Source organism: Microcoleus sp. N9_A1 (assembly GCF_036701795.1).
In the GTDB taxonomy this organism is placed as follows: Bacteria; Cyanobacteriota; Cyanobacteriia; order Cyanobacteriales; family Microcoleaceae; genus Microcoleus.
The window spans coordinates 40295-66707 of sequence record NZ_JAUBRI010000017.1; the positions used below are offsets into that span (position 1 = coordinate 40295).

24 protein-coding genes are annotated in these 26413 nt (G+C 44.0%); 12 read left to right on the forward strand and 12 right to left on the reverse strand.

Annotation, left to right across the window (positions count from 1 at the left end; translation table 11 throughout):
- Nucleotides 1-49: 49 nt before the first annotated feature.
- Together QUA58_RS10650 and cas3 are read right to left on the reverse strand one after the other, a co-directional pair.
- Complete coding sequence (locus QUA58_RS10650) at nucleotides 50-301, reverse strand: hypothetical protein (protein ID WP_333394007.1); 252 nt, start codon at nucleotides 299-301, stop codon at nucleotides 50-52.
- Between the two features lie 404 nt (nucleotides 302-705).
- Complete coding sequence (cas3, locus tag QUA58_RS10655; RefSeq protein ID WP_333394009.1) at nucleotides 706-2886, reverse strand: type I-D CRISPR-associated helicase Cas3'; 2181 nt, start codon at nucleotides 2884-2886, stop codon at nucleotides 706-708.
- 97 nt (nucleotides 2887-2983) lie between these two features.
- Between cas3 and QUA58_RS10660 the strand changes: the two genes are divergently transcribed.
- On the forward strand, nucleotides 2984-3850 hold the full coding sequence (locus QUA58_RS10660) for a WYL domain-containing protein (RefSeq protein WP_333394010.1): 867 nt from the start codon (nucleotides 2984-2986) through the stop codon (nucleotides 3848-3850).
- A 255-nt stretch (nucleotides 3851-4105) separates the two neighbouring features.
- Here QUA58_RS10660 and QUA58_RS10665 read toward each other — a convergent pair whose 3' ends face one another.
- A complete protein-coding gene (locus QUA58_RS10665; protein ID WP_194012571.1) occupies nucleotides 4106-4321 on the reverse strand; it encodes a hypothetical protein in 216 nt (71 codons plus the stop codon).
- 260 nt (nucleotides 4322-4581) lie between these two features.
- Here QUA58_RS10665 and grxC point away from each other — a divergent pair, with 260 nt between their 5' ends.
- Nucleotides 4582-4896, forward strand: coding sequence for a glutaredoxin 3 (gene grxC, locus QUA58_RS10670; protein ID WP_333394011.1), 315 nt, complete (start codon nucleotides 4582-4584; stop codon nucleotides 4894-4896).
- Between the two features lie 71 nt (nucleotides 4897-4967).
- On the opposite strand, the gene menD is transcribed toward grxC, so the two are convergent.
- Nucleotides 4968-6773 carry a 2-succinyl-5-enolpyruvyl-6-hydroxy-3-cyclohexene-1-carboxylic-acid synthase gene (menD, locus tag QUA58_RS10675; protein ID WP_333394012.1) on the reverse strand — a complete coding sequence of 602 codons (1806 nt, stop codon included), beginning with the start codon at nucleotides 6771-6773 and terminating at the stop codon, nucleotides 4968-4970.
- 73 nt (nucleotides 6774-6846) lie between these two features.
- On the opposite strand from menD, the gene QUA58_RS10680 reads away from it, so the two are divergent.
- Entirely contained in the window at nucleotides 6847-7146 is a 300-nt protein-coding gene (locus QUA58_RS10680; protein ID WP_333249926.1) for an antibiotic biosynthesis monooxygenase, read from the forward strand.
- Between the two features lie 52 nt (nucleotides 7147-7198).
- Here QUA58_RS10680 and QUA58_RS10685 read toward each other — a convergent pair whose 3' ends face one another.
- The gene (locus QUA58_RS10685) at nucleotides 7199-8632 is read right to left on the reverse strand and encodes an isochorismate synthase (protein WP_333249928.1); all 1434 of its coding nucleotides are present in this window, start codon (nucleotides 8630-8632) and stop codon (nucleotides 7199-7201) included.
- A 405-nt stretch (nucleotides 8633-9037) separates the two neighbouring features.
- Between QUA58_RS10685 and menA the strand changes: the two genes are divergently transcribed.
- From menA to QUA58_RS10715, 6 genes are all read left to right on the forward strand, one after another.
- Nucleotides 9038-9934: a 2-carboxy-1,4-naphthoquinone phytyltransferase gene (gene menA, locus QUA58_RS10690; protein ID WP_333249930.1), complete on the forward strand. Its 897-nt coding sequence runs from the start codon at nucleotides 9038-9040 to the stop codon at nucleotides 9932-9934.
- Nucleotides 9935-10151: 217 nt separating this feature from the next.
- Nucleotides 10152-10397 (forward strand): hypothetical protein, encoded by a 246-nt coding sequence (locus QUA58_RS10695; protein WP_333249931.1) that lies wholly within the window; start codon nucleotides 10152-10154, stop codon nucleotides 10395-10397.
- A 61-nt stretch (nucleotides 10398-10458) separates the two neighbouring features.
- Nucleotides 10459-10809 (forward strand): retropepsin-like aspartic protease, encoded by a 351-nt coding sequence (locus QUA58_RS10700; protein WP_333394014.1) that lies wholly within the window; start codon nucleotides 10459-10461, stop codon nucleotides 10807-10809.
- Nucleotides 10810-10811: 2 nt separating this feature from the next.
- Nucleotides 10812-11612: a 2-succinyl-6-hydroxy-2,4-cyclohexadiene-1-carboxylate synthase gene (menH, locus tag QUA58_RS10705; protein ID WP_333249935.1), complete on the forward strand. Its 801-nt coding sequence runs from the start codon at nucleotides 10812-10814 to the stop codon at nucleotides 11610-11612.
- Nucleotides 11613-11714: 102 nt separating this feature from the next.
- Nucleotides 11715-12830, forward strand: a complete 1116-nt coding sequence (locus tag QUA58_RS10710; protein WP_333249937.1) for an o-succinylbenzoate synthase — start codon at nucleotides 11715-11717, stop codon at nucleotides 12828-12830.
- A gap of 141 nt (nucleotides 12831-12971) precedes the next feature.
- A complete protein-coding gene (locus QUA58_RS10715) occupies nucleotides 12972-14390 on the forward strand; it encodes a 2-succinylbenzoate--CoA ligase (protein ID WP_333394015.1) in 1419 nt (472 codons plus the stop codon).
- A gap of 115 nt (nucleotides 14391-14505) precedes the next feature.
- Here QUA58_RS10715 and QUA58_RS10720 read toward each other — a convergent pair whose 3' ends face one another.
- The 4 genes from QUA58_RS10720 to QUA58_RS10735 form a co-directional block, all read right to left on the reverse strand.
- Entirely contained in the window at nucleotides 14506-15477 is a 972-nt protein-coding gene (locus QUA58_RS10720; protein WP_333249941.1) for a putative 2-dehydropantoate 2-reductase, read from the reverse strand.
- Nucleotides 15478-15554: 77 nt separating this feature from the next.
- On the reverse strand, nucleotides 15555-15980 hold the full coding sequence (locus QUA58_RS10725; protein ID WP_333249943.1) for a thioesterase family protein: 426 nt from the start codon (nucleotides 15978-15980) through the stop codon (nucleotides 15555-15557).
- 293 nt (nucleotides 15981-16273) lie between these two features.
- On the reverse strand, nucleotides 16274-16720 hold the full coding sequence (locus QUA58_RS10730; RefSeq protein ID WP_333249944.1) for a tellurite resistance TerB family protein: 447 nt from the start codon (nucleotides 16718-16720) through the stop codon (nucleotides 16274-16276).
- A gap of 238 nt (nucleotides 16721-16958) precedes the next feature.
- On the reverse strand, nucleotides 16959-18263 hold the full coding sequence (locus QUA58_RS10735; protein ID WP_333249946.1) for an ATP-binding protein: 1305 nt from the start codon (nucleotides 18261-18263) through the stop codon (nucleotides 16959-16961).
- A 126-nt stretch (nucleotides 18264-18389) separates the two neighbouring features.
- Here QUA58_RS10735 and QUA58_RS10740 point away from each other — a divergent pair, with 126 nt between their 5' ends.
- Nucleotides 18390-18713 carry a TMEM14 family protein gene (locus QUA58_RS10740; protein WP_190735279.1) on the forward strand — a complete coding sequence of 108 codons (324 nt, stop codon included), beginning with the start codon at nucleotides 18390-18392 and terminating at the stop codon, nucleotides 18711-18713.
- Between the two features lie 202 nt (nucleotides 18714-18915).
- On the opposite strand, the gene QUA58_RS10745 is transcribed toward QUA58_RS10740, so the two are convergent.
- A complete protein-coding gene (locus QUA58_RS10745; protein WP_333249948.1) occupies nucleotides 18916-19941 on the reverse strand; it encodes a hypothetical protein in 1026 nt (341 codons plus the stop codon).
- Between the two features lie 77 nt (nucleotides 19942-20018).
- On the opposite strand from QUA58_RS10745, the gene QUA58_RS10750 reads away from it, so the two are divergent.
- The gene (locus QUA58_RS10750) at nucleotides 20019-21431 is read left to right on the forward strand and encodes a hypothetical protein (protein ID WP_333394017.1); all 1413 of its coding nucleotides are present in this window, start codon (nucleotides 20019-20021) and stop codon (nucleotides 21429-21431) included.
- 395 nt (nucleotides 21432-21826) lie between these two features.
- Here QUA58_RS10750 and QUA58_RS10755 read toward each other — a convergent pair whose 3' ends face one another.
- Together QUA58_RS10755 and QUA58_RS10760 are read right to left on the reverse strand one after the other, a co-directional pair.
- A complete protein-coding gene (locus QUA58_RS10755; protein ID WP_333394018.1) occupies nucleotides 21827-24370 on the reverse strand; it encodes a protein kinase domain-containing protein in 2544 nt (847 codons plus the stop codon).
- Nucleotides 24364-24786: a hypothetical protein gene (locus QUA58_RS10760; RefSeq protein WP_333394019.1), complete on the reverse strand. Its 423-nt coding sequence runs from the start codon at nucleotides 24784-24786 to the stop codon at nucleotides 24364-24366. Before QUA58_RS10760 ends, QUA58_RS10755 begins: the two co-directional genes overlap by 7 nt.
- Before the next feature lie 331 nt (nucleotides 24787-25117).
- Between QUA58_RS10760 and QUA58_RS10765 the strand changes: the two genes are divergently transcribed.
- Nucleotides 25118-26338 carry a glycosyltransferase family 2 protein gene (locus QUA58_RS10765; RefSeq protein ID WP_333249955.1) on the forward strand — a complete coding sequence of 407 codons (1221 nt, stop codon included), beginning with the start codon at nucleotides 25118-25120 and terminating at the stop codon, nucleotides 26336-26338.
- Nucleotides 26339-26413: the final 75 nt, after the last annotated feature.

Genomic DNA, 26413 nt, shown 5'->3' on the forward strand with positions numbered 1-26413 from the left:
CACTAATCCTGTAGAGCCTAACTATTTAAAATTCGTAAAGTGCTACTATCTAGCGACTTTGGGATACCTTTTTAGATCCTCGGAGGATTACTAAAAATTGAGAGACTGCTGCTTTGACCTCTTCTGACTCAAACTCATTTCTGTCGAGTCCAATCTCCAATAGGCTCTGAGCTTTTTCCAGTAACTCAAAGGGTTGGCGATTTTTCCCCCGAACTTTCTTTTTGTTTTCCAAAAAAGGTTTCTGGCAATAGGGAATAAATAACAAAGGCTCTCCCTCACCAGAGCGTTTTGGCTTTGGCATTTTTAATGTCTCCTTTTGAGTTTTTACAGAGTGGAAAGACTCACGGCTGCTGGCTGCTAACAGCAGCAGCAGGGGGGCGTTATACCCCCACCCAAATAAAGTGACGCTAAAAACCGTTCTGTTTAAAGAACAAGAAGGGCTGCGATTACATATCTGTGTTCCTACTCGCGATCGTTGCTCACAGAGCCGCGAAGCTTTCCATTGTCTAAGTGTAAGCGATCTAAACATAGTTGTCATCCTTGCTATACTTGTGTACTATGGTGTGGACAGGTAGAAAAAGCTTATTAATTTTTATTGAGAGCTTAACACCCTATTAGGGATTGAAAAAATTCGCTGCGCTCCTAATGGCGTTCGTTCCTCTATCTTTCTACCTGACTTAACCCCCCCTATTAGGGCTTGAACTTCTACGCAATCCATATTTCATCCCCCTTGCTCTTGAGCCAGTGGGCCAGCGTGTCTACCAACAGCGCCGACTGCCCAAAGGCGATCGAATAAGGTGCAGTCGCATCGTGGATACTGTAGCGATCGCAAATCGGATAAATCTGAAAGTGTACCGGCAATTGCAGGCGCGATCGCACTTCAGCCACCGGATAGCGCAGCACATAACAAACCAATGCTTGCTTCTTCAAACGCTTGTTAATTTCCCCGATCCAATAATTCTCAGGTTGCAAAACCTCAATCCCCGTTAAAACCTGAACCTTCCAAGCAGCAGCATTTTCCTCTAAATTTCCCGAATAAGTAAATTTCCAATTCAGTCTTTCCTCCCGATAACTATGCAACTTCAAAAAAGCAAGACAATGTTTAAATCGACCTTTGGCAATTGGTTGCCCAAGACGTTCCGATGTCTCGTTCAACATTCGCATAAATGCAAATTCCGTCATCGGTTCAATTTCCAAGTTGCTCAAAATTCCTGGTAAATCGTAAGTTTTAAATTTGTCTGCCTCATGGGAATCGGTTAAATCGCAGATGCCGCATTGCAGGGGACTAGAACCTCGAAAACTGCTAGCATCTTCAACTATCGGATTTCCTGTCTTATTTCCCGATCGCTCTTGCCACTCTTTGCCCCAGTGTTTAATATTACCTGCCACTTTCCCCAAGCTAGTTTTAAATACTTTTTGAGCAGCTTCCTGAAAAGCTTTCTGACTTGATGCGTACTGCTGTTTAATTGTCCTGTGCCCTAATTCCCAACAAATTTGAACTGACTGCACCGCACCCCACCGCGAATAATATCCCTCAAAATTGTTGATTTGGCGGTACTTTTCGCGAATTAGTTGATAGAAAAAAGGACGATCGTAAATTCCGTTAGACTCTAGAGTGGCAGTCTCACCCGAAAACAAGCGTTCGACTAAGAAATTAGGGGTGAGTGCGATGGCTGTGAAATTTTTAAACTGAATAAACTCTCCATTGCGATCGCACCCATCGTGTCGCCCCAACCTTCCCAATCTTTGGATGAAGTTGCCGGCATCGGCAGATTCAAAAATCAGCAAATTGATTTTGAAGTCTACCCCCACATCAATTGTGCTAGTACCGAGAACTAAGTCTGACGAGAGAGATCGCTCTTTTTCCGTCTTTCCCGATAACCCGGTATTTTCGCCAACAACTAAACCGTGAGGCGCGAACAATTCCCGAAAAAATGGTGTCAGCCGCTTGACGGCAGCAATTGAATTCAGGATAATCGCTCCTTTACTGCCGGGATTGTGTTTAAAGTGAGTCAGGATGAGATTTGCGCTGTCCTTCAGCCAATTTTCAGAAGCTTTTGAAGTTGGTTCTAGGGAAACAAAAGTCAGCGTACTTTCCCTTAATATCTGCCGCCAGCAGTCTGTTTTCAACTGTTCGATTTCCGCAGGGCGATCGGGAAACTGATATTTGCCTGCTTTTAAAGGGTCGATAGTTTGACAGCGAAAACCTGCTGTTTCTAGTCTCTTAATTAATTGCTCGTCAGGAGTTGCTGACAGAAATACAAACTTTTTCCGGCGGTTTGTATTGCGAATTAATAACATGGTATTGATGACGCTGGCAATCTGGGGAGCCGCAAAAACATGAAATTCATCAAAAATGAATAGGTTAAAATCTTTGTCGATGCGACCCCACAGTTTATCGGGGCTATCTTCAGAGCTTAAATACGCTCCTCGGTGCAGATAGTGCAAGATATCAGGGTTAGTTAATAAAATCTCTGATTGACCTGTGCGAGATGCGATCGCGGCTGCTTTTCTCAATCCTTCATTTTCTGCATAGATTTCTAATTCCGAGCCGCTGAGTCGGACAACGCGGGGTTGATGAGCGGGTTGAAATTGTTCGATATAGCGCTGAATTTGAGTCTCCTGATCTCGCGCCAGTTCATTCGTCGGATATAGCGCCACTACACAACAATCTGTCTGCAATGTTTCTAAAAAAGCAGCTAAACTTTTGCCATCGCTAGTGATAGCAAAGTTGAAAATGACATCAATATTCGGATCGCGAATTGCCTTTAAAGTTTCGAGTTGATGCCAAGAAAGTGTCCAACCTTCCGGTAATTTGACTCCCTGGGGAATCTCCGCAGCGGGACAGGAATAAACGGATTTGAGGGTAATTTGGTAGTCGGACATATGCTGAAACTGTGTCCGTAGAAAGTGGATATTCCCCATATTGACACCGACAATAGAGATAATCAACCCTGTACCAAGATAAAGTGTCCGTACATTTATGAGTCGCAAAGGTCAATCGATCACCCTATCGGTTTCTGAACGAGATAAAACTGAGTTGGAAGCCTTGGCCCAAGAATTCGGGAAGACGTGGGGCGATCGCCCGAACATATCGAAACTGATAGAAGCGATCGCCCGCCGCCAACTGACGATCGCCCCGAACCACGACTGGCCGCAAACCCGCATCCAAGCCCTAGACATCGCCCGACAGCAATTGCTTGACTTGGGCAAAATTGATGAAGCGCTGGCAATTGCCGAATTGTTGAGTTCTCGCAGCGAACTAACTCTCCCTTTCCGGGCTGAAATCGATCAATTTTTGAGCAACCCCTTACCTGTTTGGCGGCAAAAAATCGACCATTTTATTCACAGACAGCAACCTTTTCGCCTGTCTTACCGGGATGCAAGCGATCGCCTTTGGCATTACACCATCTTGCACGCTCGGATTGTCCCCATTGAAAAGCGACAATATTTAATGTGTCGCTGCGAAGAATCTGAGGGAAATCAAGACGTACCCGGACTCGAACACAACTGGACGCTACTCCTGCATCGCATTGAAGATGCTGCGGTGATTTCGGTCGATCGACCTTGGCTGCCAGATTTAGCCAGGATTCCCGTAGAATTTCATCTATCCGGCAGACTTGCCTTTAATTACAGACGCAAGCAGGAAGATGAGGAAGTCGGCGAAGCAGAAGGCGATCCGCCTATCAGGCGAGTGATTCGGAATATCTCAAATACTTTCTGGTTTTTTCGCGAAATCTCTCCTTATTGGGAAGATTGCGTCATTGTCTCGCCGGATAACGTGCGCGATCGCTTCCAACAAAAACTGATCGCCCTCTGCCGCCAGTACGACATCAAAATCGGCGATTAGAGGACTTGGAAGTACCGAAAAACGCACAGGGACTTAAGAAACCGGGTTTTTTCCGAAAAACCCGGTTTCTGATAACCCGCCCACCTGTCCAAAAAAAAGCAGCCCGTTATAGGCTGCACATCGAAAAAACCGTTGTTTTGTTAGAGGAGAAAACTTTAAATCGAATTCAAGTCGCCGTTATATCAAGTCTCAGGGACTCCGGCGGGCGATCGGCTGCCAACCAATTTCGCCATCTTTATCTACCGCTGACTCACCTTACATTGCTGCTGAAAGTTCATTCACCATTCTTACCCTGCCTCTGAGCACTGCCCGCAGCAGGCGGTTGACACAGCCTCTATCTTCGTCATTGAGGGACTCGTCCAAGGTAGCGGCCATCAAACCGTAGCGATCGGCTAAAGTTAAAACGCCCGTGTCGCTGACAGAAGCGATGATTTCAGAGATAGCGCCGGGGAGGAGTTGTAAGCAGTTCATGGCAGTGCGGTTGAATTCGATATATTAATCATGCTCTGGTTTCCTCAAAAGATCAGTGATATTAATTAGGTTCCGAAGGTGATTATTTGGGGTGTACGTAAGTGATCCGAGTTTAGTCAATGTGTGACGCGAATCACAGCGCCAAAGATGCTGCGGGCAATTCCATAGCAGGCTAACCTTTGGTAGGACGCGGGACTGATGGCGTTTCGCTAAAATGATTTAATCTGTCAATCAGTTTAATTTTTACCCCAGTACCGAAAATGCTTGATTTTCTCAATCCCATTTTGGGCCGATCGCCCGATCGCATCAAAGCCAATGTAGAAATTTACACTTGGCAAACCTGTCCCTACTGCATCCGGGCAAAAACTTTGCTGTGGTGGAAAGGCGTAAATTACACCGAATACAAAATAGACGGCGACGAAGCAGCCAGAAATGCAATGGCCCAACGCGCTAACGGAAAGCGCAGCGTCCCCCAAATCTTTGTTAACAACCAACACCTCGGCGGCTGCGATGACATTCACAAACTTGATAGAGATGGAGAATTAGATCCGCTGCTAGCTCAACCAGCAGTTTAAATAGTGTTCATAATAGGTTCGTAGTGAGAACTTTAGTCCTTAAATGCTTAAATAAAGGACTAAAGTCCTCACTACGAACCTTTGCTAAATTTACCGAGATTGTCTTGCCGCCATTTAGCATCTGTACGCCTGTTTGTGAGCAATTCTAAGACCCGAATCCCGTTATTTGGCAGCGCCAACAATTTTTCTTTTAACTGCTCCCACTCGTCGATTATCTCGTGTTCCACGCCGTAAGTTGCACACAACTGAGCAAAATTGATATCCTGCGGCGTGGCAAAAAACTCTTCAAAGGGCGGGTCAAATTTGGCAACGGGCAACATTTCAAAAATTCCGCCGCCGTTGTTATTAATTAAAACAATTGTCAGATGACCGACAAATTTATTTTTAATTAAAAAACCGTTTGTATCGTGCAAAAGTGCTAAATCGCCTGTTAGCAATATACTGCTTTGATTGCGGTGGGCTACTCCTAAAGCTGTTGACAGTGTGCCGTCGATGCCGTTAGCGCCGCGATTGACAAAAGGTTTTATTTCTAAGTTGTTCGGCTTCCAGAAAAATTCGACATCTCGCACCGGCATACTGTTAGCAATAAATATCGGTGTTCCAAGCGGCAAAATTTGGGAAAGCAGCCAGGAAACTTTGGGTTCGATTATGTTGTTAATTTCTGATATTTTTTGGTCTATTGTTTGTCTGACTTGGATTTCGGTGTTGCGCCAAAGTTGGAGGTATTCGTTTGATGGCAAGGTTTGAACCCCCCCTAACCCCCCCTTGGTAAGGGGGGGGACTTGAGGAGGGATATTAGTTGCGAGATTTTCTACGGAGGTTCGCAGGTGAATTGTTTGGCCGTGTAGGGGATCGAAGTTGTGGTGGGCTGGGTCGATTATGTAGCGTTTGGGTTGGGTTTTGTCTAGCCAGTTTCGCAGTTCTTTACTTGTGGGTAAGTCTCCGATTTGAATGGCGATTTCTGGTCTTAATTTTTCTGCTAGTTCGCGGTTTCGCAGGATTGTATCGTAGGTGGAAATTAGATGAGGGTTGAGTTGGGCGCGGTTTCTTAAGGGCGATAATCCTTCTGCTAAAACTGGCCAGTTTAATAATTGGGAAATTCGGGCGATCGCACTACAATACTTTTCTGCATCTTGAGGCTGGGCTACCCCTGCAATAATTATCCCTTTCTCAGATTCCTGCCATTGTCTGAATGCACTTCTTTCTCCCCCCCTTAGCAAGGGGGGGCTGGGGGGGGTAGAAGTTTCTGCTACAACAATCGGTTCTAATCCTGCAAAGAAATCTTCTGAATTAAATTCGGTTTCTAAAGCTTCTACCGCCGGATCTGGAACGGGTACCAGCGGATCGCGCAGGGGGATGTTGAGGTGGACGGGGCCGGGAGTTGGAAATTGCGATCGCTCCCAAGCATACATTACCGTCTGGCGCAGATAGTCTAGCATTCCTCTGGACGCAGAAGGTATTGCTAATTCGGCTTGCCAGTTGGGATAATTGCCGTATATTTTTACTTGGTCGATCGCTTGTCCGGCGTGACAGTCCCGCAATTCTGGAGGTCGATCGGCGGTGAATATTAACAGCGGAATGCGACTTTCTCTGGCTTCTATTATCGCAGGATAAAAGTTTGCAGCGGCGGTTCCTGATGTGCAAATTAGTGCGGTTGGAAAATATGATTTTTTGGCAATTCCTAATGCAAAAAAACTGGCTGAACGTTCGTCAAGTATGGGAATAGTTTCTATTTTTTTGTTTTGAGCAAAGGCTATTGTTAGCGGTGCCGATCGCGAACCGGGACAAATCACGGCTGTAGTTAAGCCCAGTCGCTGCAATGTTTCTGCTAATACGGAAGCCCAGACGGTATTTGTGTTGCGAAAATCTATTGGCATTGCTAAATCTGAGTAGCTCAACTCTGTATTGTGCTACGATATTATACCCAAATAATTGTCAGGATACATTTTTATGATTCTTGAGGCAGTTGTGCTTAATGTCAAATCTGGCTGTGAGGGGGATTTTGAGATAGCTTTTAGAGAAGCCTCCAGTCTGATATCGTCTATAGATGGATATTTATCTCACGAACTTCATCGCTGCACAGAAGTTCAAGGAAAATATCTATTATTGGTGAGATGGGAAAATTTAGAATCTCATACAATTAGATTTAGGAATTCCGCTGAATATCAAGAGTGGAAAAGAATGCTTCACCATTTTTACGATCCTTTTCCCATAGTAGAACATTTTGAGGAGGTAAAAATTAAACATTAACACAGACTCAATCAATTAGCGAGACAACTCTACATTCTGCAAATTAGTTGAATTAAACTAAAGCATTTAAAAGTGCCTGCAATTTGAGCTGAATTTCTGCTAGTTCTTTTTCGGGTTCGGAACCCGCCACAATACCAGCACCAGCATAAAGTATAGCCCGATCGCCATCGATTAATGCCGATCTAATTCCCACGGCAAATTCGCCGTTGCCGGTGCGATCTATCCAGCCGAGGGGTGCTGCATACAGAGAGCGATCGCAGCTTTCGCAGCCGCGAATTTGCTGTAGGGCAATATCTCTCGGTACGCCCGCCACCGCTGGCGTTGGATGCAGTTGAGATAAAATATTTAATAAATGAATATCACGGGGAATTCTAGCCCTTATGGGTGTCCACAAATGCTGAATGTTTGACAGTTGCAGCAGCCTGGGAACCGGGGAAAAGTCGGGATTGATACCGAGACTCGACAGGCGATCGACAATAAAATCAATCACAACTTGATGTTCTCGAAGATCCTTTTCGCTGTTGAGCAAACCTTTGCCTAAATTCGCATCTTCTACTTCAGTTTTCCCCCTCGGTGCGGAACCTGCTAAAGCATCTGTTACTAACTGATTGTTGTGAATGCAGATTAAGCGTTCTGGACTGGCTCCGATAAAATTTTGACCTTTGCCGTTACTGGTCGAAAAGACGTAGCAGCCTGGATAAGTGAGGCGCAAGTTATTTAAGGAATCTATTAAACTAAAAGGGGTTTGGGAAATGACATTTATTGCTTGAGACAAAACAATTTTACTGAAATATTGAGACTCAATCAATTTTAAAGCAGACTTGACTGATGTTTTAAATTGAGCGGAATCATTCACCGGTATTTGTTTTAAAGATATCGAACTGTTGCTATTTGTCGTAATTTTTGGGTATTTTTGAGACTCAAATTTATCAAAGCTTTGCCAAATATTTTCGGTAAGAATTTTAACATTTATATCTTTGTTTATGATGGCATTAGCGACAATCGTACAGCTATCTTTCAGGCGAGTAATCTGCCATTTTGGTAAAAATACGGTGCCAGGGGGAAAGTAAGAATTGGTGGCGACATTCTCATCGAAAAAAGCAAAGCTACAAAAAAAGTGCGGCCCGCTGAAGGGCAAGCGTTCTGTACCGATGGTAATTGTTCGGGCCAGACAAGATTGAATAAAATTTTGAGCGAGGGTAAATCGATCGCTTCCGGCTACTGTTAGATGGATAGTCGAATCTAGGGCGGCGATGGCAAAACTATTGCCTGAAATCGGGTCTCTTTTTTCAAAGTAAAAGTGCCGCTGGCAAGGTTCGGAAATCTCTTGAAGTACAACTAGCGGATCGACTGGGGCAATCTCCTGAGAAATACTAACTATCTTTGTTTGATCTTTTTCGGTTAAAGACTGCTGGCAATCTAACAGAAACTGATGCAGTTGATTGCGGTCTTGTAAAAGATTAGCGCGGTGCGGTATTACTGTCATGAAAGCGAGAATAGCAGATTTGTCAGAAAGAGTGCGGTTTTGTCCCGCTAGAACCCCTATTTCGATCTAAGCACGGGAGGGCGATCGCAAAACATGACCTTTCGAGTTTCCCGGAAAGTTTGGGCTCGCTTGGGGCAAAAAACAGACGATCCTCTTGGCGGGCTTCGCCAACGCGCGATCAATCGAAACATTTAGACATAAAACTTTAAGATTGAGCGACTCAATCTCGACTCTCATGCTCACGACCCCGCAGAGGTTTGCAGATGGGCTACTTCAAGCCTTTGAGCACCTTCACAGCCTCTCAACGGATGCCCCGCACGCACTCAACCTTATACAGAGTAAACATTATTCACCAATAACATTGTAAAATCACTAAGCTGCTATCAATTGCATCAAGTTTGTGTAATGACAACAAAGTTAATTGAACGTCCAAATAGTAAATTGTGGCTGGCGGCAATCAAGCCGCCCATGTACAGCGTTGCGGTGATTCCTATTTCAGTAGGAACTGCCGTTGCTTTTGCCGAAACTCAAACGATTAATTCGTCAATTTTTTCGACATTTTTAATGTCAGCCATTCTGATTATAGCATGGCTGAATCTCAGCAATGATGTATTTGACTCTGAAACAGGCATCGATAAAAACAAAGCGCATTCTCTAGTTAACTTAACCGGAAATAAAACTTTGATTTTCGGGCTAGCCAATCTGTTTTTAGCAGTTGGAGTGTCGGGAATTTGCGCCATAAGCTGGTGGCAAAAAGACCCAACAGTAATTTTGCTAGTAGTTTTATGCTGTGCTCTCGGCTACACTTATCAAGGGCCTCCGTTTCGTCTTGGCTATCAGGGTTTGGGAGAAATTATTTGCTTTTTCACCTTCGGGCCGCTAGCCTTTGCCGCTGCTTATTACAGTCAGACTCAAACTTGGTCGGCAACTAATTTTGCGGCTTCGACACTCGTGGGAATTACTACGAGTATCATCTTATTTTGTTCTCACTTTCACCAAGTTGAGGACGATGTGGCGGCCTGCAAAAAATCGCCTATTGTTCGACTCGGTACGAAAAAAGGTGCTCAGTTATTGCAGTGGTTGTGCGGCAGCGTTTATGCTTTGACTGTGCTATTTGTGGCTTTGGGAATGTTCCCAATTTGGACGCTGTTGATTTTTGGGAGTTTGCCATTTGCGATCGACCTTTGCCGCCATGTCACAGACTATCACGACCAACCGGGAAAGGTTAGCAACTCTAAGTTTATCGCAGTTACGCTGCATTTTTCGAGCGGATTGCTGCTGGCGTTGGGCTTTGCTTTGTAGATCGGGCGATCGAGAATAATAGATATCTCCAATAATTAATGTGGAACAGGCCGGAGAGCCTGTTTAAGAATAGCTTGTTTGGAGATGTATAATGGTAAAATAAAGGTACGGTTCGTAGTGAGGACTTTAGTCCTGTTTCTAATATTTTAGTCAATCAGGACTAAAGTCCTTACTACAAAAAGTTTGATCTTGAATCACCAACATGGAGAAGCAAATCATGAGCACGCCAGTAGAAATTAGCCCAACCCTGACTCTAGAAGAAATTTTTAGTCTGTATCCTGATGAGTGGGTACTCATCGTCAATCCTGAATTAGATGAAGAATTAAGTGTGATTCGAGGTGAAGTTTTAGCCCATGCAACAGAACGCGATGAAATTTATAGTAAGCTTTCATTAAGGAATGGAAAATCTGTAGCCATAGAATATACTGGACTGATACCAGACAACCTAGCAGTGATGTTATGACGAAAATGCCAAATTATCAGAAAGCCTACCGTTTGTTGCGTTATGGGCAAATTTGCTTGCCGTGCAAGCAACTATTGGCAGTATAGAAGGGGGCAATTTTCTGCGGGTGCGTTTATTGGTAGATACGGGATCTAGCTTCACAATATTGCCAGTTCAAGTGTTACAAAATTTGGGTTACGATACTGGCAATCCTTTACGCAGACAAGAATTAGTTACAGGTCAAGGAATAATTTATGCTCCTGTGATTAATGTATCTTGGTTTAATTGTGTGGGTCAACTAATAGAAGATTTTGAGATAGTTGCCCATAATCTACCACCAAATATTCGTATAAATGGTCTTATTGGTATGGATTTTCTCACTCGTTTTCAAGCAGTCATATCTGTTGGCGATGCGGAAATTAAATTTCAGTAAATATGGAAAAATCTAAAAATTATCAATTTCACTATACTTTAACTGACAACAAAAATCAGCCACTAATTTTATTACTCCACGGATTTACGGGCAACAATCAAGATTTTAGCAGCGTCATTTCCTTACTATCTAAAAGTTATTGCTGTCTAGCAGTTGACCTTCCCGGTCATGGAGAAACCAGAGTAATCGGCGACGAAAGTTGCTACAATATGCCAAATACAGCCCAAGCATTGATCCAGTTATTAAATGATTTACAAATAGACAAATGTTTGTTGTTGGGCTATTCAATGGGCGGGCGATTGGCACTTTACATGACATTACATTTTCCAGAAAGATTCGAGAAAGTAGTGTTAGAGTCAGCTTCGCCAGGATTGAAGACAGAAAAAGAGCGATCGCACAGACTGCAATCCGATTTACAACTAGCACAAAAGCTGGAAAATAGCAACATTAAAGATTTTATATTAAACTGGTACGAGCGCCCTTTATTCAAATCTTTAAAAAACTCTCCCAACTTCGACAAGCTTATAGAATCCCGCTTAACAAACAATCCCTTAGAATTAGCCAAATCACTCCGCAACATGGGAACAGGCAACCAGCCCTCTCTCTGGGAAAAACTCGCACAAAATCAAATTCCCATCCTCTTGCTAGCGGGAGAATATGATGATAAATTTACAACTATAAATACCGAAATTGCCAGCTTGTGTCCAGCCGCCCGTCTGGAAATTGTACCAAAAGCTGGCCACAATATCCATTTTGAAAATTTTGATAAGTTTGGATCAGTTGTGAGACAATTTTATGATTAACGGGTAGCAAGAAACCGGGTTTTTTACGATTATCCTTCGTCATAACCGACAAATTAAGTAAAAACCCGGTTTCTTAGGTTTGAGTGATTAACTAAAAAACAAATGCTGTATCAATTCGAGTTTCGCACTTATCAGCGAAAATTTAAGCTTCCACTGCAAACAAGTCACGGCATTTGGGATATTCGCGAAGGAATTATCCTGCGACTTATTGGCGCAAATAATCAAATTGGCTGGGGAGAAATTGCCCCTTTGAGTTGGTTTGCTTCGGAAAGTTTTGAGCAAGCTTTAGATTTTTGTCACCAGTTGCCAGGTAATATTTCATCGGAGACGATTTACTCTATTTCCGCTGAATTGCCTGCTTGTCAATTTGGCTTTGAGTCAGCACTATCAAACTCTAGATCCCCCCTAACCCCCCTTAATAAGGGGGGGACAAGAAATATTCTCAAAGGCCCCCTTATTAAGGGGGATTTAGGGGGATCTAGACTTCGCCTAAAATCGACATTGATTGCGGGTTCAGTCTTAAGCAGTCACCAATGGAGAGAGGTTGGGAATGAGGAAGAAAAAAATCGGTTCAGCGGTTTATTGCCAGCAGGTGAAACAGCTTTGCAGGCTTTGCAAGTGCTTTGGTTAGAGGGATATCGCACGTTTAAATGGAAAATTGGTGTTGCTGCAATTGAGGAAGAATTAAAGATTTTTCAGCAGCTAATTAAGGCAATGCACAATTTGTGCGATCGCGAAAAAGCATTTTTGCGCTTAGATGCCAACGGGGGACTCAGTTACTCGCAGGCTAAAACATGGCTGGAAGCTTGCGACGAGGTAAAAGCAACGCCCGATTTTTCCGCAGACATTGAATTTTTGGAACAGCCGCTGCCCGTAACACAGTTTCAGGAAATGGTAGAATTGAATGCTATTTATGCAACTCCGATCGCCCTTGATGAATCTGCCGCCAACCTCGATCGCATCCAAGAGTGCTACAGCCAAGGCTGGCGGGGCATTTTCGTCATTAAACCTGCGATATGCGGTTCTCCATCCCAACTGCGAAAATTTTGTCAAACTCACAATATAGATGCTGTTTTCTCATCAGTATTTGAAACCCAAATCGGCAGACAAGCAGCCTTAAATTTAGCAACACAATTGTCTTTAAATAAGAGAGCACTCGGCTTTGGCACCGATTGCTGGTTCGATGACAATCATTCGATTTTAGATTTTAGATTTTAGATTACTCCTGGGGGCTCAGAAACCGGGTTTTTTACGAAAAGACGCGTTGCAGCCGACAAATTCGGTAAAAAACCCGGTTTCTTTGTCGGAGTGCGTAACTCCTGTAATTGTTTTGAATAGAGAAACTTGGTGAAAGCATCTATGGCAACAAATCTCACAGTAAATATCCTGGATATCGCCTCTGGCTTGCCCGATAATTGGCTTATCGGTTGTGACAGTCGCGAATTTGCCCGAATTGTCGATCGGCTATTTCAAGAAATCACCCAAAATCCCGCACAAAAAACACCCCAAAAAATTTGCCTCGCAGAACCAGAACCCGTGCAATTTCTGGCCAGTTTCATCGCCGCCCGCGCCGCCAAATGCCCGATTTTTCTCTGCAATCCCAACTGGGTAAAACAAGAATGGCAGCAAGTCTTTGATTTAATCGAACCAGACATATTTTTAGGACAATACCCGCTTCCCAAAAATCCCCATATCCCAGTCCGCGAAGGCGGACTTTATTTGTCTAGCCGCGAATTGCATTCGCCGACTAAAAGCGGTTTTGATACGATTATGATTCCCACCGGCGGTTCTTCAGGAAAAATCCGTTTTGCCATCCACACTTGGGAAACACTAACTGCATCAGTACAAGGTTTTCAACAATATTTTCAAGTTGACAAAATCAACTCGTTATGCGTTTTGCCATTATACCACGTCAGCGGTTTAATGCAATTCATGCGTTCCTTTACTACCGGAGGAAAACTGGCTATTCAGCAATTTAAAGAATTAGAAAATGGTAAAAAATGCGACATCCAACCCGAAGAATTTTTCATTTCTTTAGTTCCAACTCAACTGCAACGGCTGCTGCAAAACCAAGATACAGCTAATTGGCTGGGACGGTTTCGTGCTGTACTTTTGGGCGGTGCTCCCGCTTGGCCGGAACTTTTAGAAACAGCTAGAAACTATCAAATCAAATTAGCACCCAGTTACGGCATGACAGAAACCGCCTCGCAAATTGCTACATTAAAACCCCAAGATTTTCTCGCGGGCAATAACAGTTCCGGTCAAACTTTACCGCACGCTAAAATAACTATTCGCAGTGCTAATGGCGAGATTTTGTGCAATAATCAAATCGGAAATATTGCGGTAAATGCTAAATCTTTGGCGTTGGGTTATTATCCTGAAAATTTTGGAGATCGCGAATATTTACACTTAGACGATGTGGGATTTTTTGATGAAAATAACTGCTTAAATATCGTCGGTCGCAGCAGCGACAAAATTATCACAGGCGGAGAAAATGTATTTCCGGCGGAAGTCGAAGCTGTTGTGCGATCGACTAATTTAGTTGCGGATGTTGCTGTAATTGGCTTGCCAGACAAAGATTGGGGTCAAGTCGTTACGGCTATCTATGTTCCCGCTAATTCCGAAGTTACTGTCAAAAATCTGCAAGTGGCAATAGAAGATAAGTTGAGCAAGTTTAAGCGGCCGAAATATTGGGTAATCGTCGAAAAATTGCCGCGCAATTCTCAAGGCAAAGTTAATCGAGAACAATTGCAAAAAATTGCGATCGAATATCAATAATTATTAGACGATCGCAATCAACGCAGAAGGCAGAATTTCTCATGCTTATTTCCGACTCCTGACAACTGTCAACTGTCAACAGTTAACTGTTCACTGTTGACAGTCAACTGACTAATTACTGCAAACCTAACAGCCTTCTCATCCTCTCTGCTTCTTGCCTTTGAACGTCCATAAACTTCAACATTCGGTAAAGTACCTCTATTTGGGGCAACTTAATACCTGCTTGCTGCGCCACCCGTATCGGATTACCAAAAATCGCCTCAACTTCCAGGGGTCGCGATTCATCATAATCGATTTTCATGCTGGTGCGGTAAGGCTTCATTTTCTGAGTGTATTCGAGCATCTGTGGGATAAAGTCATCGGGAATAATGCGATCGCAACTTTTGGCTCCCGCTACCACTTCCCCCATGATTTCCTCCACTAAAATCAGAGTATCAGGATTAGCCATCAGTTCGTCAGTTCTCGCATCCAACACTACAGACAGCCCGTTATAAGGAATATTCCAAACCAGCTTTTTCCACCTTGACAATAGCAAATCATCGCTCATTTTTATGGGAATATGAGCACGTTTAAAGTCCGCAGCAATTTGGTGCAATCTATTAGTAATACCGATTGCTTTGTAGTCTTGGGAATATTCTGCCAGCGTGATAGTGCCGTAATCTAGGTGGCAGATATGACCGGGCCCAACTTTATAAGAACAGAGAAAACACAGCCCGCCAACCACTCGTTCTGCACCGACAATTTTAGCGACTTCCGGTTCCGTATTTAATCCGTTTTGCAATACTAAAACCGCGCCGTTATCCTTTAATAAAGGAGGCAAAATTTTGGGCAACAAGTGATTTTGAGTTGTTTTCAGCGCTAGAATTACTACGTCGCACTGAGGCATTTTGTGTGCGTCATGGTAGGCGCGGACGTGGGGGAGGGTGAAGTCGCCTTCGGGAGACTCGACAATCAAACCGTGTTTTTTGACCTGATGGTAATCGCTGCGTAGCAAAAAATTGACTTCTAAACCTGCTTGTTGCAGTCTAGCACCGTAGAATCCGCCTAAAGCTCCCGTGCCGACAATGGCATAATTGCGATTTGACATACTATCAAAAATTCCGAAAAAATTCTCAACCTAAAAGAAATTTGACTGTCATACCCTGCTATTATTTAAAAATAGAACTAATCTGAAATCTCAATTTCAAATTTCCTCATCCACTGCATCAAGTCTTCAGATAGCTGTTTTCTAGTTCGGCTAAGTGCATCGATGCAGACGTGCTTAGTAAGACCTTTTGCTGCGCTTCTTCCTGCAACTTCGCCAGAAAATACTTGATAGACAATTTCAAATTCATCGCCACCAACTTGTTTGGGCGTCAATTGAATCGTCAGCCGATCGCCCGCAAACATTGGGCGATAAAAATCTACACTAGCATGAATTATGGGAAAAGCAACCTCGGGATTGCTGAAAAATGCTTTGAGATTGATTCCCGATGCGGCTAGAGATGCCTCGTAAGCTTCGTGGCACATCGCCAAAACGTTAGCAAAGTAAACGACTCCAGCAGCATCGGTATCTTGAAAGTGAACAGTGCGGGTGTAAGTGAAAGGCATTTGAGGTAGTAACGGGCGATCGCAAATTCGATCGCAATTTCACTAACCATCATATCGGTAAATCCGCACTTTGGGAGAAGTTATCAGCTAAGTAAGTAGGCGCTAATTTTTTTTATTTAGGACTAAGGCAAACTCTCACAAATAGGGGTTGAATTTTAGCTATGTAGTTGCGATAGACTAGCTCTTAGCTTAGGAAAGAGCGCCCAAGTGCAACTACATACCTTTGTTTAATGTACCAGTTGCCTAAGTCCTAATATTGTAAAAATGGCCTTCCTCACTGCTTCCCCTTCTTCTTAACCTTTGTTCTTAATCAACATCACGTCTATAATCTTGAGGGCAATATCTTCGGAAAGCCCCAATGCACTGTAAAGATCGTTCAAAAGTTGTTCTTCTTCTTCTGAAACCTCGCCATCGGCTAAAGCGATATCAGTTGTCACAGCAAAAACAGTTTCTTTAAGTTCGTCGGGAAGCATTGCCAAAGCTGCATTAAACAGTACCTCAACTCCTTGCCGTTGCAGAATCATCAGCAGACGATCAAGCATTTTTCTCATCACGTCATCAGGATAACTGCGGAACAGTTGCATCCGAGATAGCGTCATGCTAATCGCTTTACTTTCGCTGTCATTGATGTAACCGTCGGCTGCTACGGCAATTAGCGCGATCGCCGCAAATGATTCGGCAGGTCCTAATGTTACGTCCGTTTCTTGGCGAGTCTGCGATACTTTATCAAATAAACCCATGATATTTTCCTCATTATTTAGTGGTAGATCTATGGAGTCAGGATGGGTTCTGGCTCTGGAGGTTTCTTTGGGGATTTTGATAATTATATCAAATGTTGTTAGTTATTTATTATCAATAAAATTAGGAAAAACTTAAGAATTTTTATTTCGCCCTTCGGCGCTGCAATGGCGGGTTTATTTAGATCCTGAATTGTCTTCTGATATCTGGGGTAAAACCCGCCCTCCCAGCGCAGACTATCTACTTGCCAAAAAGGGCTAAATCTGCTTTCAGGAAATCAACAAACTGCCGCGCAGTCCGGCCCGATCGCCCATTGCGACGAGTTGCCCATTCTTTAGCGCGGTGTTCCAAATCATCGGGAGCGAGTTTGATTCCAGCAAGTTCTGCCAGATGTCGGACAATTGTTAAATAAGTGTTTTGATCGGCAGGTTCAAAAGTTAAAGTCAAGCCAAACCGATCGCTAAATGAAAGTTTTTCCTGCACGGTATCCCAAGCGTGAACTTCATCTCCGTCGCGGGGGCGAGGCCTGTCGTCAAAAAACTCTCGAATTAAATGCCTGCGGTTAGATGTAGCGTAAACTGCCACATTTTGAGATCGAGCAGTTACATTCCCCTCCAAGACAACTTTCAGAGCTTTAAAAGCATCGTCATCTTCCTCAAAGGAAAGGTCATCCACAAAAATAATAAACTTTTGAGGAACTCCCCGCAACTTTTCGACAATTAGCGGCAAATCTTGCAAGTCAGATTTAGATACTTCAATCAAGCGCAAATTGCGAGATCCAAATTCATTTAACAGCGACTTCACCAAAGACGACTTACCCGAACCGCGGCTGCCATACAGCAAGACGTGCAAAGCCGGATAACCCGCCAGCAAAAACTCCGTATTTTTCACCAGAGCATCCCGCTGCCAATCGCAGCAAACCAACTCTTTTAAAGTTATGCCATCGGGATGCGAAATATTTGCCAACTCCCCTCCCCGCCACCTAAAAGCGCGATATTCGGCAAACAAACCCGTGCCAAACTGTCGGTAATAAACCGCCAAAGATTCCGCCGCACTCGACCATTTTTCCAGTTTTTCGTGCAGCGGCAAATCTCCCTGTTTTGCTACAGTTTCTGAATGCCAAATCGGAGGCACTGCGTCAAGTTGACCCGCTACCCGTACCCACTTGCTCAACTGTTCGCTGCTGCATTCGTAAATATTTTGCAGCACTTCTAAATCATGTTGCGCTGCTTCCACCAACGCGGGGGGCAAACTTGCAAAATCTGTTTGCTGTGCTCGGCGAGAAAAGGGGTTTTCGTCTTTGAGAATTTCGGCAATCAGAGAATCTTTCCAGCTTAAATTTTTAGCAGCCTGAACTTTGAACCAGTTCCCGTAAGCTACTTGACATTCCAAACCGCTGACTTCGCTGTGGTGGAGGGCTTGCAGCAAATCGAGAAAAGCTTGACCTGCGGGGCTTTTGAGAACTGATTGATACAGCAGCAGGGATGCTGCGAGGCGCTGGAGGTAACGGATTTGGGCGATCGCACCAGAAGTTAGGGCTGACATAATGGCAATTGTATAACAGTTAGATATCCTGACTGGGTTTAATAAATTTTCTAACAATTTGTGACACTAATTGCAGCCCGCGCTGTATAAATTTAGATGCAAAGAGTGAAATCGGGAGGATTAAAAATGAATTTAGGTACAGCAGCGGCGATCGGCTACGGCATTTTAACACTGGTTGGCGGCATCATGGGTTATATCAAGGCCAAAAGCCAAGCCTCGCTCATTTCGGGCTTGATTAGCGGTTCGCTGCTAATTTTTGCCGGCACCGCCCAGCTTATGGGACAAAGTTGGGGTTTAACATTAGCAGCAGCCATCTCCGCTGTTTTAGTAATAGTCTTTATTGTGCGCCTTGTTAAAACTCAAAAATTCATGCCGGCCGGAATGCTAATTTTAGCTAGCTTAGCGTCTTTGGGCGCGATCGTTTACGAAATCAGCGGTCAATATCAATAATCTGTTGACTGTTGACTGTTGACTGTTGACTGTTGACTGTTTTTAGTGGTCAGTGGTTATTTGTTAATTGTTAGTTGTTCGTTCTAATAACCAATAACCAATAACTACTAACCAATAACCAATAACCAGTGACCACTAAGTAATGACAAATAAGTAATGACTAATGACTAATGACTAATAACTAATAACTAATAACTAACCACTAATGATTGATGACTGCATCAATATACTGCTGAACTTCCCTAAGTTGCTGCCGCTGGCATTCGATCCACTCTTTTTCCGCCGATCGCTGTTCCGGCGTCTCTTTCTGATACCGCGCCTGCTTTTCTAAAAAATTATTGTAGAATTTAATCGCTTTTTCAACTGTTTTAATGGCCAGTTTCATGCGCTCCTCAAAAACTGCTACGATCGCATTATCTAGGATTAATCCAATCACTTTACAGGATTCTTCAAAATCGACCAAAGTGACTCCCAGATTGCTTTTATGAACTAGAGTTTCTACAGGTTCTTTCAACGTTTCTTTAAAACTTTTTATATAAGAATCAGGCAAATATTTCAGGGGCTCCGTAAACTTCGATACAATCTCTCCGCCTATTGATTGTAGCCGCTCTCTAAAATTAGATTGACTGTTTAGGTCGAAGCATTCAATACAAACTTCAATTTTTTCTATATCAATAGATTGTAATTCTTTAAAAATTAAACTCAGTTCATTCTCCATAATTAAACTCACTCGCTCTGCCTGGGAATCAACTTCATTTCGCAACTCTTTGTGCAAATTATCTTTTTCAAAAAAACCAATAGTATCTCTTTGAAAGACTTGAGGGTTTTTATCCCACAAAAACCACTGATTTTTTAACTTGGTCGCCTTGTCGCTCCAAGATTTGCGAACTTTAGCAACAGCATCATATTTGCCCTGTTTTCCTAAACTGCGAATTCTCACATCGCATCCGCTTAGTTCGCCAATTTGCTCCCAGACATCAACAGGAGATGCTCCAGCAATTCTCGGCTTGCTATTCCAGACATCCTCAGCCTGAGATACATCTTTGAAACATACCTGAAGTAACCCCTTGAGTCTGATGGCAGATTGCTTAATTTCGTCAATACAAGGTTCCACATCTAAGCTGAGTTGGGTAGCTGACTGTTTAATCTCCACGGATTGATATTCGTCTGCCAACAATCGATCGCTAAACTGGGTAATAGCCTGGAATGCCTTGAGATACTCATTCATTTCCTTTCATCCCTCGTTTCCCTAAACAGCATACAATACAGAACATCTGCCTTTTTGAATGGAAACTGAGTCACAACATGGATTATATATTCACCCCTGCAACTCAGGCGCGACTCAATAGTGGCAAACTGGTACAGCCTGCTGTCAAAACAGGAAAATTGCTCCCGGCAGCTAGAGAGCCGGTGACAGGGGAGTTTGTGGAGCTTGCAAAAATCTTTTATCAATCAAGAAGTGAAACTCTATCCTCGCGCGGAGTTATAGGATTGCTCGCACAGTTAGCCGGAGGTGGCCCCATACAGCCGCTGGTAGCTCCCGTGTACGTGACACTGGCGCCGTTGCAGGTTGCTCAAACTCATCAGGGGTTTCAAAAAATATACAGAATGCTTAACTGTCTGAAAATTAATTTGGCAGTGATGCAAGCGACTGCTGCTGTCATTGGTATTGGCACTGTATCGAGCACAGTTTTGTCAGCAGTAAACCTGAACCAAGTATTAAAAATCCGAGAAGAGGCAAAGCACCAGAAGCTAAAAATTAAAGACGGATTTATTGATCTCAGACACATCCTCAAAGATAGGGGAGTAGAGGTGATCCAGCAGATTTTCAAGGTGGCTCACGACTCTAGTTTTGAAATGCACCGCCAGAAACTGTTTAACGGTTACGAGATTTTTTCTAAAGCTATCAAACGCTGTCAGTCAGCCCTGACAGTGCCCGATCTTAAACTTCGGAATTCCGAAATTAATACCGGGCGGGATATGCTGTTTGAGGCTTTAAAAATTTATGATAATCCCAGTTTGCTAGAGGGGCTGTGTTCTGCCGGACAGCTCAGGCAAATGGAATGTGTTTGGGCGATCGAGCAGGCGATCGGCATCACGTTTCACTTGCAGCGGGCCTACGATATGGTGAGCGATCGCCTGCTGGAACTCCAATCAAAAATTCGTCAAAATATTCTAACTGTTGTTAAAGGATGTCAATCGGAAGCCGAACTAGATTTTTTATTTCCTGAAGTTACTAGGATTCTCGGTCATGATTTAAGTGTAATAGAATTTTGGCAAAATGAGGTTGATTGGATGCAAACTTTGTCTCCAAAAGAGCAGCACCAGTTAGCGAGTTTAGATAAACTCACCGGCGAGAGTTTAAAAAGCAGCGTGTACACTACCTTCGCGGTATTAGCTGCGGAACCTTCACTTTATGAAAGTTTAAAGCAAAAGTCTCACTTTCTATCCTTGCGCGACCAGCTAACCTTCGCTGTGTCGCCGGAAATCCGCCGGAGATACGAATTTTATGTCAGCCAGCAGGCGATCGCGACTGGCTATCAAGCTTTAGCTGCCTCGAATTGGCAAGAAATATCCGATTTAACTGTGGCTAACCTCTACTACTTTTTTAAAATCCGAGAGGACTCAACTGAAAGTTCTCCAACTGAGGACGAGTTAGAAACACCTTATTGGTACTTTCCCCAAACCTTAAAAAACGAGCTGAATTATAGCAATTAAATGACCAATGACTAATTATATCATGTTCGATCGAGCGATTAAAAGATTAAAAGGGCGGGTTTTTGAGATTGTCAATTATTGGCAGATATTTTTCGTGAACCCGCCCCTACCGTATTAGGGATAATCGACTGGACATGATATTACACCAGTTCATCAAAAGGATGCAACTCTAGGGAAGTTCCCAACCATTATGCAGTAAGTCATTCGATTTTAGATTTTAGATTTTAGATTTTGGATTGACCCCACGGATAAATTCGGGGGCTTGAGGATTTTAGATTTTAGATTTTGGATTGATTCCACGGATAAATCCGGGGGCTTGTACCATCAAGAAATTCTTGGTCATTCCCATCTAAGATCTAAAATCTAAAATCTAAAATCTAAAATCTAAAATGGTATTACCTTAACCACAACTTAATAGTATTGTCTTTAGAACCGCTAGCAATAGTTTTGCCATCGGGACTAAAAGTAACCACATAAACCTCATCCATATGTCCTGTCAAAGTATTCAGCAATTCTCCGGTAGCAAAATCCCAAATTTTAATAGTTTTATCCTTGCTCCCGCTCGCAATAAACTTCCCGTCCGGGCTGATAGCAACCGAGACAATATCGTCAGAATGTCCCTTGATCGAGCGAATTAAATCTCCGGTTTCGATATTCCAGATTTTAATACTTTCATCGTAGGAACCGCTAACAATTGTTTGGCCGTCCGGGCTAACAGCAACCGACCTCACCGCGTCGCCGTGTCCCTCAAGAGTTTTGAGCAACGCCCCTGTTGCTACATCAACAACTGTAATTTTTTTATCCTTAGAAGCGCTAACCAAACTTTTTCCATCGGGAGTGAAAGCAACAGAATAAACAAAATCTGTATGGTCTGGAAAACTCTGAATCAAACGACCAGTTGCTGCATCCGAAATCTTTGTGGTTTTGTCTCCGCTGCCACTAGCCACAAGCTGTCCGTCGGGGCTAAGAGCGACAGACCAAACAGAAGCAGTGTGGTCGAGACTGCGAATCACTTGCCCTGTTTTCAAATCCCACAGCATGACTCGCCAAAAACCGGTTCCAGTCGCCAGTTTCGTACCGTTTGAGTCAAAAGCAACCGACCAAATAGTGGAGGAATCTCCTGGAAAAGTGCGGATCGACTTGCCTGTAGCTAAATCCCAAATTTGGATGGTTTTGTCTTTTGAACCGCTGGCTAACATTAAGCCGTCTGGACTGAAAGCAACAGACCCAACCGCATCTGAATGCTGAGCGAAATTTTTGACTTTGGCGTTCTTCCACAGCAAGCCTGCTTGGCACTGTTCCTGCAAGTCCTGAGCGGACGCATAGCTGCTGTTCGTGTTGGCAATTGTTGGGATTTGGCTGATGCAGTCTTCATAATTGCTGGCTTTATAAAGAGCTTCAATTTGATTGAGCTGTTGGGATTCTTGCTGGGCTCGCTGCTGCCATTCTTGCCACTTGAGATATCCGTAAATTCCGCCGATCGCAGCTAAGAGAGCCGCAATCGTTGCCCCGGCTAGATAAGGATTGAATTTGCGAGTTTCTTTGGGGACAAGTGCTGCTGGGCTGGCGATCCTCTCCGTTGGCGTAGCCCCCGTAGGGGCGGGCTGCGCTAACGACAAATCGGTTTTTCCGTTCTGATTTACCTGCGGGGATACCATCGGACTTGCCTGCAATTCGAGCTGAGGGGCGCTGCTCGCTGGTGGCGGATTGGGGTTGCGGTGTCCCTCCAAAACTGTGGAGATCGCCTTGTACAATTTAGCGAATAAAGATTTAGGAATGACTAATTCTTCGATTTTCGCGGCATCTTCGTCGGTAAGCCCTAAAACTTGCTGCAAGCGTTTTAATTCGTCGCGAGTTTCCAGAGAAAAGGGATATTCTTGCTGCATTGCTTCTTGCAGTGATTGTTCGTAGCGTTCGCCTTTTTCCCTGTATTTCCGGTAAGGGTTCAATACCTCATCTTCGATCGCCTCTGCTTCTTCTGGCAGCAATTCCAAACTGACGCGCAGTTCATCTAATATTCTACGACCGACGACTGTAATATCACCGCGGCTGCTGCTGCGCCGATCGACTTCTTCGCGATATATTGTTAGCTTGGGAATCCGCGCCCGCGAGCGATCGCCAATTTTCCTCAAATCGGCTAAAGCTTCCGCCGCCGACTGGTACCTCTCCCGAAAATCGTAGCGCACCATATTGTCCAAAACATCGGCCAGCGCTTGGGAACACGCAGCTAAATGCCGCCAAACAATTTCGCCTTTATTAGAATTTTTCAAATCCCGCAGTTTCGGCAAATCGTAAGCGGGCAAACCCGTCATTGCTTGGATGCCAATCATTCCCAAAGCGTAGATATCGCTGTTGAGTTGCGGGTTGTATTGAAATTGTTCGATCGGCATATATTCCAGCGTGCCAATCCGCACAGTTACCGGCGCTTGTCTTTGAGCGATGTGAATTTCTTTCACCGAGCCAAAGTCGATTAAAACTAACTTGTTGTCTGAATAGCGGCGGATTAAATTCCCTGGTTTAATATCTCGGTGAATTACTCCCTGTCCGTGTACAAACACTAAAATTTCTAACAGTTCCTTCAGCAAAGCAATCATTTTTTCTTCTGTTAGAGGCTTGCCCGGTACAATCTCGGTTGATAGCGAGTGACCGGCAACAAAGGATTCAACTAAGAAAAATTCTTCATTTTCTTCAAAATAAGCGAATAACTGAGGAATTTGGTCGTGTTGACCGAGCTTTTCTAGAACTTCTGCTTCTTTTTGAAAAAGACGGCGCGTAGTATTAATTAATTTCGGTTCGGTGGTACCAGGACGCAGGTGCTTGACAAAGCACTGCGGTTCTCCCGGACGGCGAATATCTTTGGCAAGATATGTTTGTCCAAATTCTCCTGTTTCTATGACTTCAATGATTTGATAGCGTCCATCTAAAAGTTGGCTCACCATGATAATAACGCAGCCTTTTTTTGGTTGATTTTCGCAAGAAACAGTTGCACTGTTGAGTCAGTTGTATAGCCTTTTTCAGGTAAATTAAGTGTTCCTGGGCATTGGCCAAACAGGGCATTGGGCATTGGCCAAACAGGGCATTGGGTATTCGGAATAGTTGTTTCTTTCCTGCTTCTTTCTTTCCTGCTTCTTTCTTTCCTTCTTCCGACTTCCATCGGACGACTTCCCTCTTCCTTTTTTCCTTCTGACTTCTTTCCTTCTGACTTCTGACTTCTGACTTCTGACATCGATATTGCACCATTCTCAATTACTTGTTTAGGAACAGGCAAGATGCCTGTTCCACAAGAAAACTCATTCTTTGTGGAACGGGCATCTTGCCCGTTCTTGACAATGGTGCAACATCTCAGTTCTGGCATACTTTATTTTTTCAACATCTGCAAAGCTTGATATCCCAAAAAGAAAAAACCCAAAGCGCCGAGTACCGCTATCGTGTTCGCAAACACATCGACTGTAAAAAATTCGCCCATTGCAATCTCCTCTGACAACTGATATCTATCCTCGGCTTTTCGGTCGCTGTCTGGGTGAGGGGTCTTGCCCCTCGCTGCGGGCGAGCCGAAAGATGCTCACAAATTATAGCAAAGGAGGCGGCCGAAATAACTTTTCGGGCGATCGACTAGCTTTTTGTTTTAATATTTTTTAATATTTAGGGAGACAAATCGTGTACCGAAATTTTGAGGTCAGTTGGCTTTGATATTGTTAACCCTGCTAATTTTTTCTCTCATTGTAAGTACAGCCTACACTAAGAATTTGCGCCGATCTGTCAAAAATGCGCCTCGCACCGACAGCAGTAGGGATCAGCAGTTATTTCCATCGGCGGGGGACTTCCCCAAAGTTTCGGTAATCGTACCAGCATACAACGAAGCTGAGAATATTCGGGATTGCGCGATCGCCATTTTGGAGAGTACACCGCTGTCTGTGGACAACCTAGAGGTTTTGATTGTAGACGATCGATCGACAGACGACACCAAGGCGATCGGGCAAACCCTGCAACAGCATCTCAACGACCCCCGACTTAAAATATTAGCAGGTCAGCCGCGACCAACCAACCAATATTGGGCGGGCAAAAACTGGGCCTGCGCCCAAGCTGTTCAAATAGCAACCGGAGACTTCTTATTATTTATAGATGCCGACGTGCGACTCAAACCAGGGGCGATCGAAACCGCTATCGCCACAGCCCAAACCGAGAAAATAGACTTGTTAACCTGTATGCCAGCGCTGGTTTGTGAGTGTTTTGCCGAGTGGTTAGTGCAGCCGATAATGTTCAATCACCTAGCAGTTTGCTACGACTTTACCGCCGTCAACGATCCGACAACAGACAGTGCTTTTGCGGGCGGGCCGTTCATGTTATTTAGGCGATCGGCTTACGAAAAAATCGGCGGACACGAAGCAGTTGCCGGCGAAATTGTTGAAGATGTGGAATTAGCTAGACGCATCAAACGTGCAGGTTTAAAGCTCGCACTTTATTCGGGTTCAAATTTGGCATCCGTGCGGATGTATCGGTCTTGGAGCGCATTGTGGGAAGGCTGGACAAAGAATCTGTATCTCGGCGCTAAGCGCAGTTGGGGAATGATGATTTACATGGCCGCAATTATGTTATTTATTTATCCGATGCCGTGGTTGGCATTAGCTATTTTGCTGGCAAACGGGGACTTCGCAGAAATTCTGACAATCACCAATTACCAATTACCAATTACCTGGTTAACTATTTGTTTATCCCTAATCGTAATTTGGCAGCATTACAATTGGCGCCGTTTGGGTGCCGAAATTTCCGACTGTCCGACGAAATACTGGTGGTTGGGAGGTTTGGGAGGCACGTTAATTGCCGCAATTGCGATCGGTTCTGCGATTAAAACTGAAACAGGTTGGGGATGGACTTGGCGCGGGAGAGCTTTGCAAATTAACAATTAATCCCCGATTTTGTATTCACACAAATTAGTCGTAGGGTGCACAGTACGCACCTTGCCCATATCGAAGCGTGCCAAA

What these genes read in the sequence shown, in the direction of transcription:
- QUA58_RS10735 (WP_333249946.1), bottom strand. Translation starts at nt 18,263, where the DNA reads ATGTCAGCCCTAACTTCTGGTGCGATCGCCCAAATCCGTTACCTCCAG.
- QUA58_RS10685 (WP_333249928.1), bottom strand. Translation starts at nt 8,632, where the DNA reads ATGACAGTAATACCGCACCGCGCTAATCTTTTACAAGACCGCAATCAA.
- QUA58_RS10740 (WP_190735279.1), top strand. Translation starts at nt 18,390, where the DNA reads ATGAATTTAGGTACAGCAGCGGCGATCGGCTACGGCATTTTAACACTG.
- QUA58_RS10665 (WP_194012571.1), bottom strand. Translation starts at nt 4,321, where the DNA reads ATGAACTGCTTACAACTCCTCCCCGGCGCTATCTCTGAAATCATCGCT.
- menD (WP_333394012.1), bottom strand. Translation starts at nt 6,773, where the DNA reads ATGCCAATAGATTTTCGCAACACAAATACCGTCTGGGCTTCCGTATTA.
- QUA58_RS10695 (WP_333249931.1), top strand. Translation starts at nt 10,152, where the DNA reads ATGAGCACGCCAGTAGAAATTAGCCCAACCCTGACTCTAGAAGAAATT.
- QUA58_RS10750 (WP_333394017.1), top strand. Translation starts at nt 20,019, where the DNA reads ATGGATTATATATTCACCCCTGCAACTCAGGCGCGACTCAATAGTGGC.
- QUA58_RS10660 (WP_333394010.1), top strand. Translation starts at nt 2,984, where the DNA reads ATGAGTCGCAAAGGTCAATCGATCACCCTATCGGTTTCTGAACGAGAT.
- QUA58_RS10730 (WP_333249944.1), bottom strand. Translation starts at nt 16,720, where the DNA reads ATGGGTTTATTTGATAAAGTATCGCAGACTCGCCAAGAAACGGACGTA.
- menH (WP_333249935.1), top strand. Translation starts at nt 10,812, where the DNA reads ATGGAAAAATCTAAAAATTATCAATTTCACTATACTTTAACTGACAAC.
- QUA58_RS10720 (WP_333249941.1), bottom strand. Translation starts at nt 15,477, where the DNA reads ATGTCAAATCGCAATTATGCCATTGTCGGCACGGGAGCTTTAGGCGGA.
- QUA58_RS10680 (WP_333249926.1), top strand. Translation starts at nt 6,847, where the DNA reads ATGATTCTTGAGGCAGTTGTGCTTAATGTCAAATCTGGCTGTGAGGGG.
- QUA58_RS10760 (WP_333394019.1), bottom strand. Translation starts at nt 24,786, where the DNA reads ATGCCAGAACTGAGATGTTGCACCATTGTCAAGAACGGGCAAGATGCC.
- menA (WP_333249930.1), top strand. Translation starts at nt 9,038, where the DNA reads ATGACAACAAAGTTAATTGAACGTCCAAATAGTAAATTGTGGCTGGCG.
- grxC (WP_333394011.1), top strand. Translation starts at nt 4,582, where the DNA reads ATGCTTGATTTTCTCAATCCCATTTTGGGCCGATCGCCCGATCGCATC.
- QUA58_RS10715 (WP_333394015.1), top strand. Translation starts at nt 12,972, where the DNA reads ATGGCAACAAATCTCACAGTAAATATCCTGGATATCGCCTCTGGCTTG.
- QUA58_RS10745 (WP_333249948.1), bottom strand. Translation starts at nt 19,941, where the DNA reads ATGAATGAGTATCTCAAGGCATTCCAGGCTATTACCCAGTTTAGCGAT.
- QUA58_RS10650 (WP_333394007.1), bottom strand. Translation starts at nt 301, where the DNA reads ATGCCAAAGCCAAAACGCTCTGGTGAGGGAGAGCCTTTGTTATTTATT.
- QUA58_RS10710 (WP_333249937.1), top strand. Translation starts at nt 11,715, where the DNA reads ATGCTGTATCAATTCGAGTTTCGCACTTATCAGCGAAAATTTAAGCTT.
- cas3 (WP_333394009.1), bottom strand. Translation starts at nt 2,886, where the DNA reads ATGTCCGACTACCAAATTACCCTCAAATCCGTTTATTCCTGTCCCGCT.
- QUA58_RS10725 (WP_333249943.1), bottom strand. Translation starts at nt 15,980, where the DNA reads ATGCCTTTCACTTACACCCGCACTGTTCACTTTCAAGATACCGATGCT.
- QUA58_RS10755 (WP_333394018.1), bottom strand. Translation starts at nt 24,370, where the DNA reads ATGGTGAGCCAACTTTTAGATGGACGCTATCAAATCATTGAAGTCATA.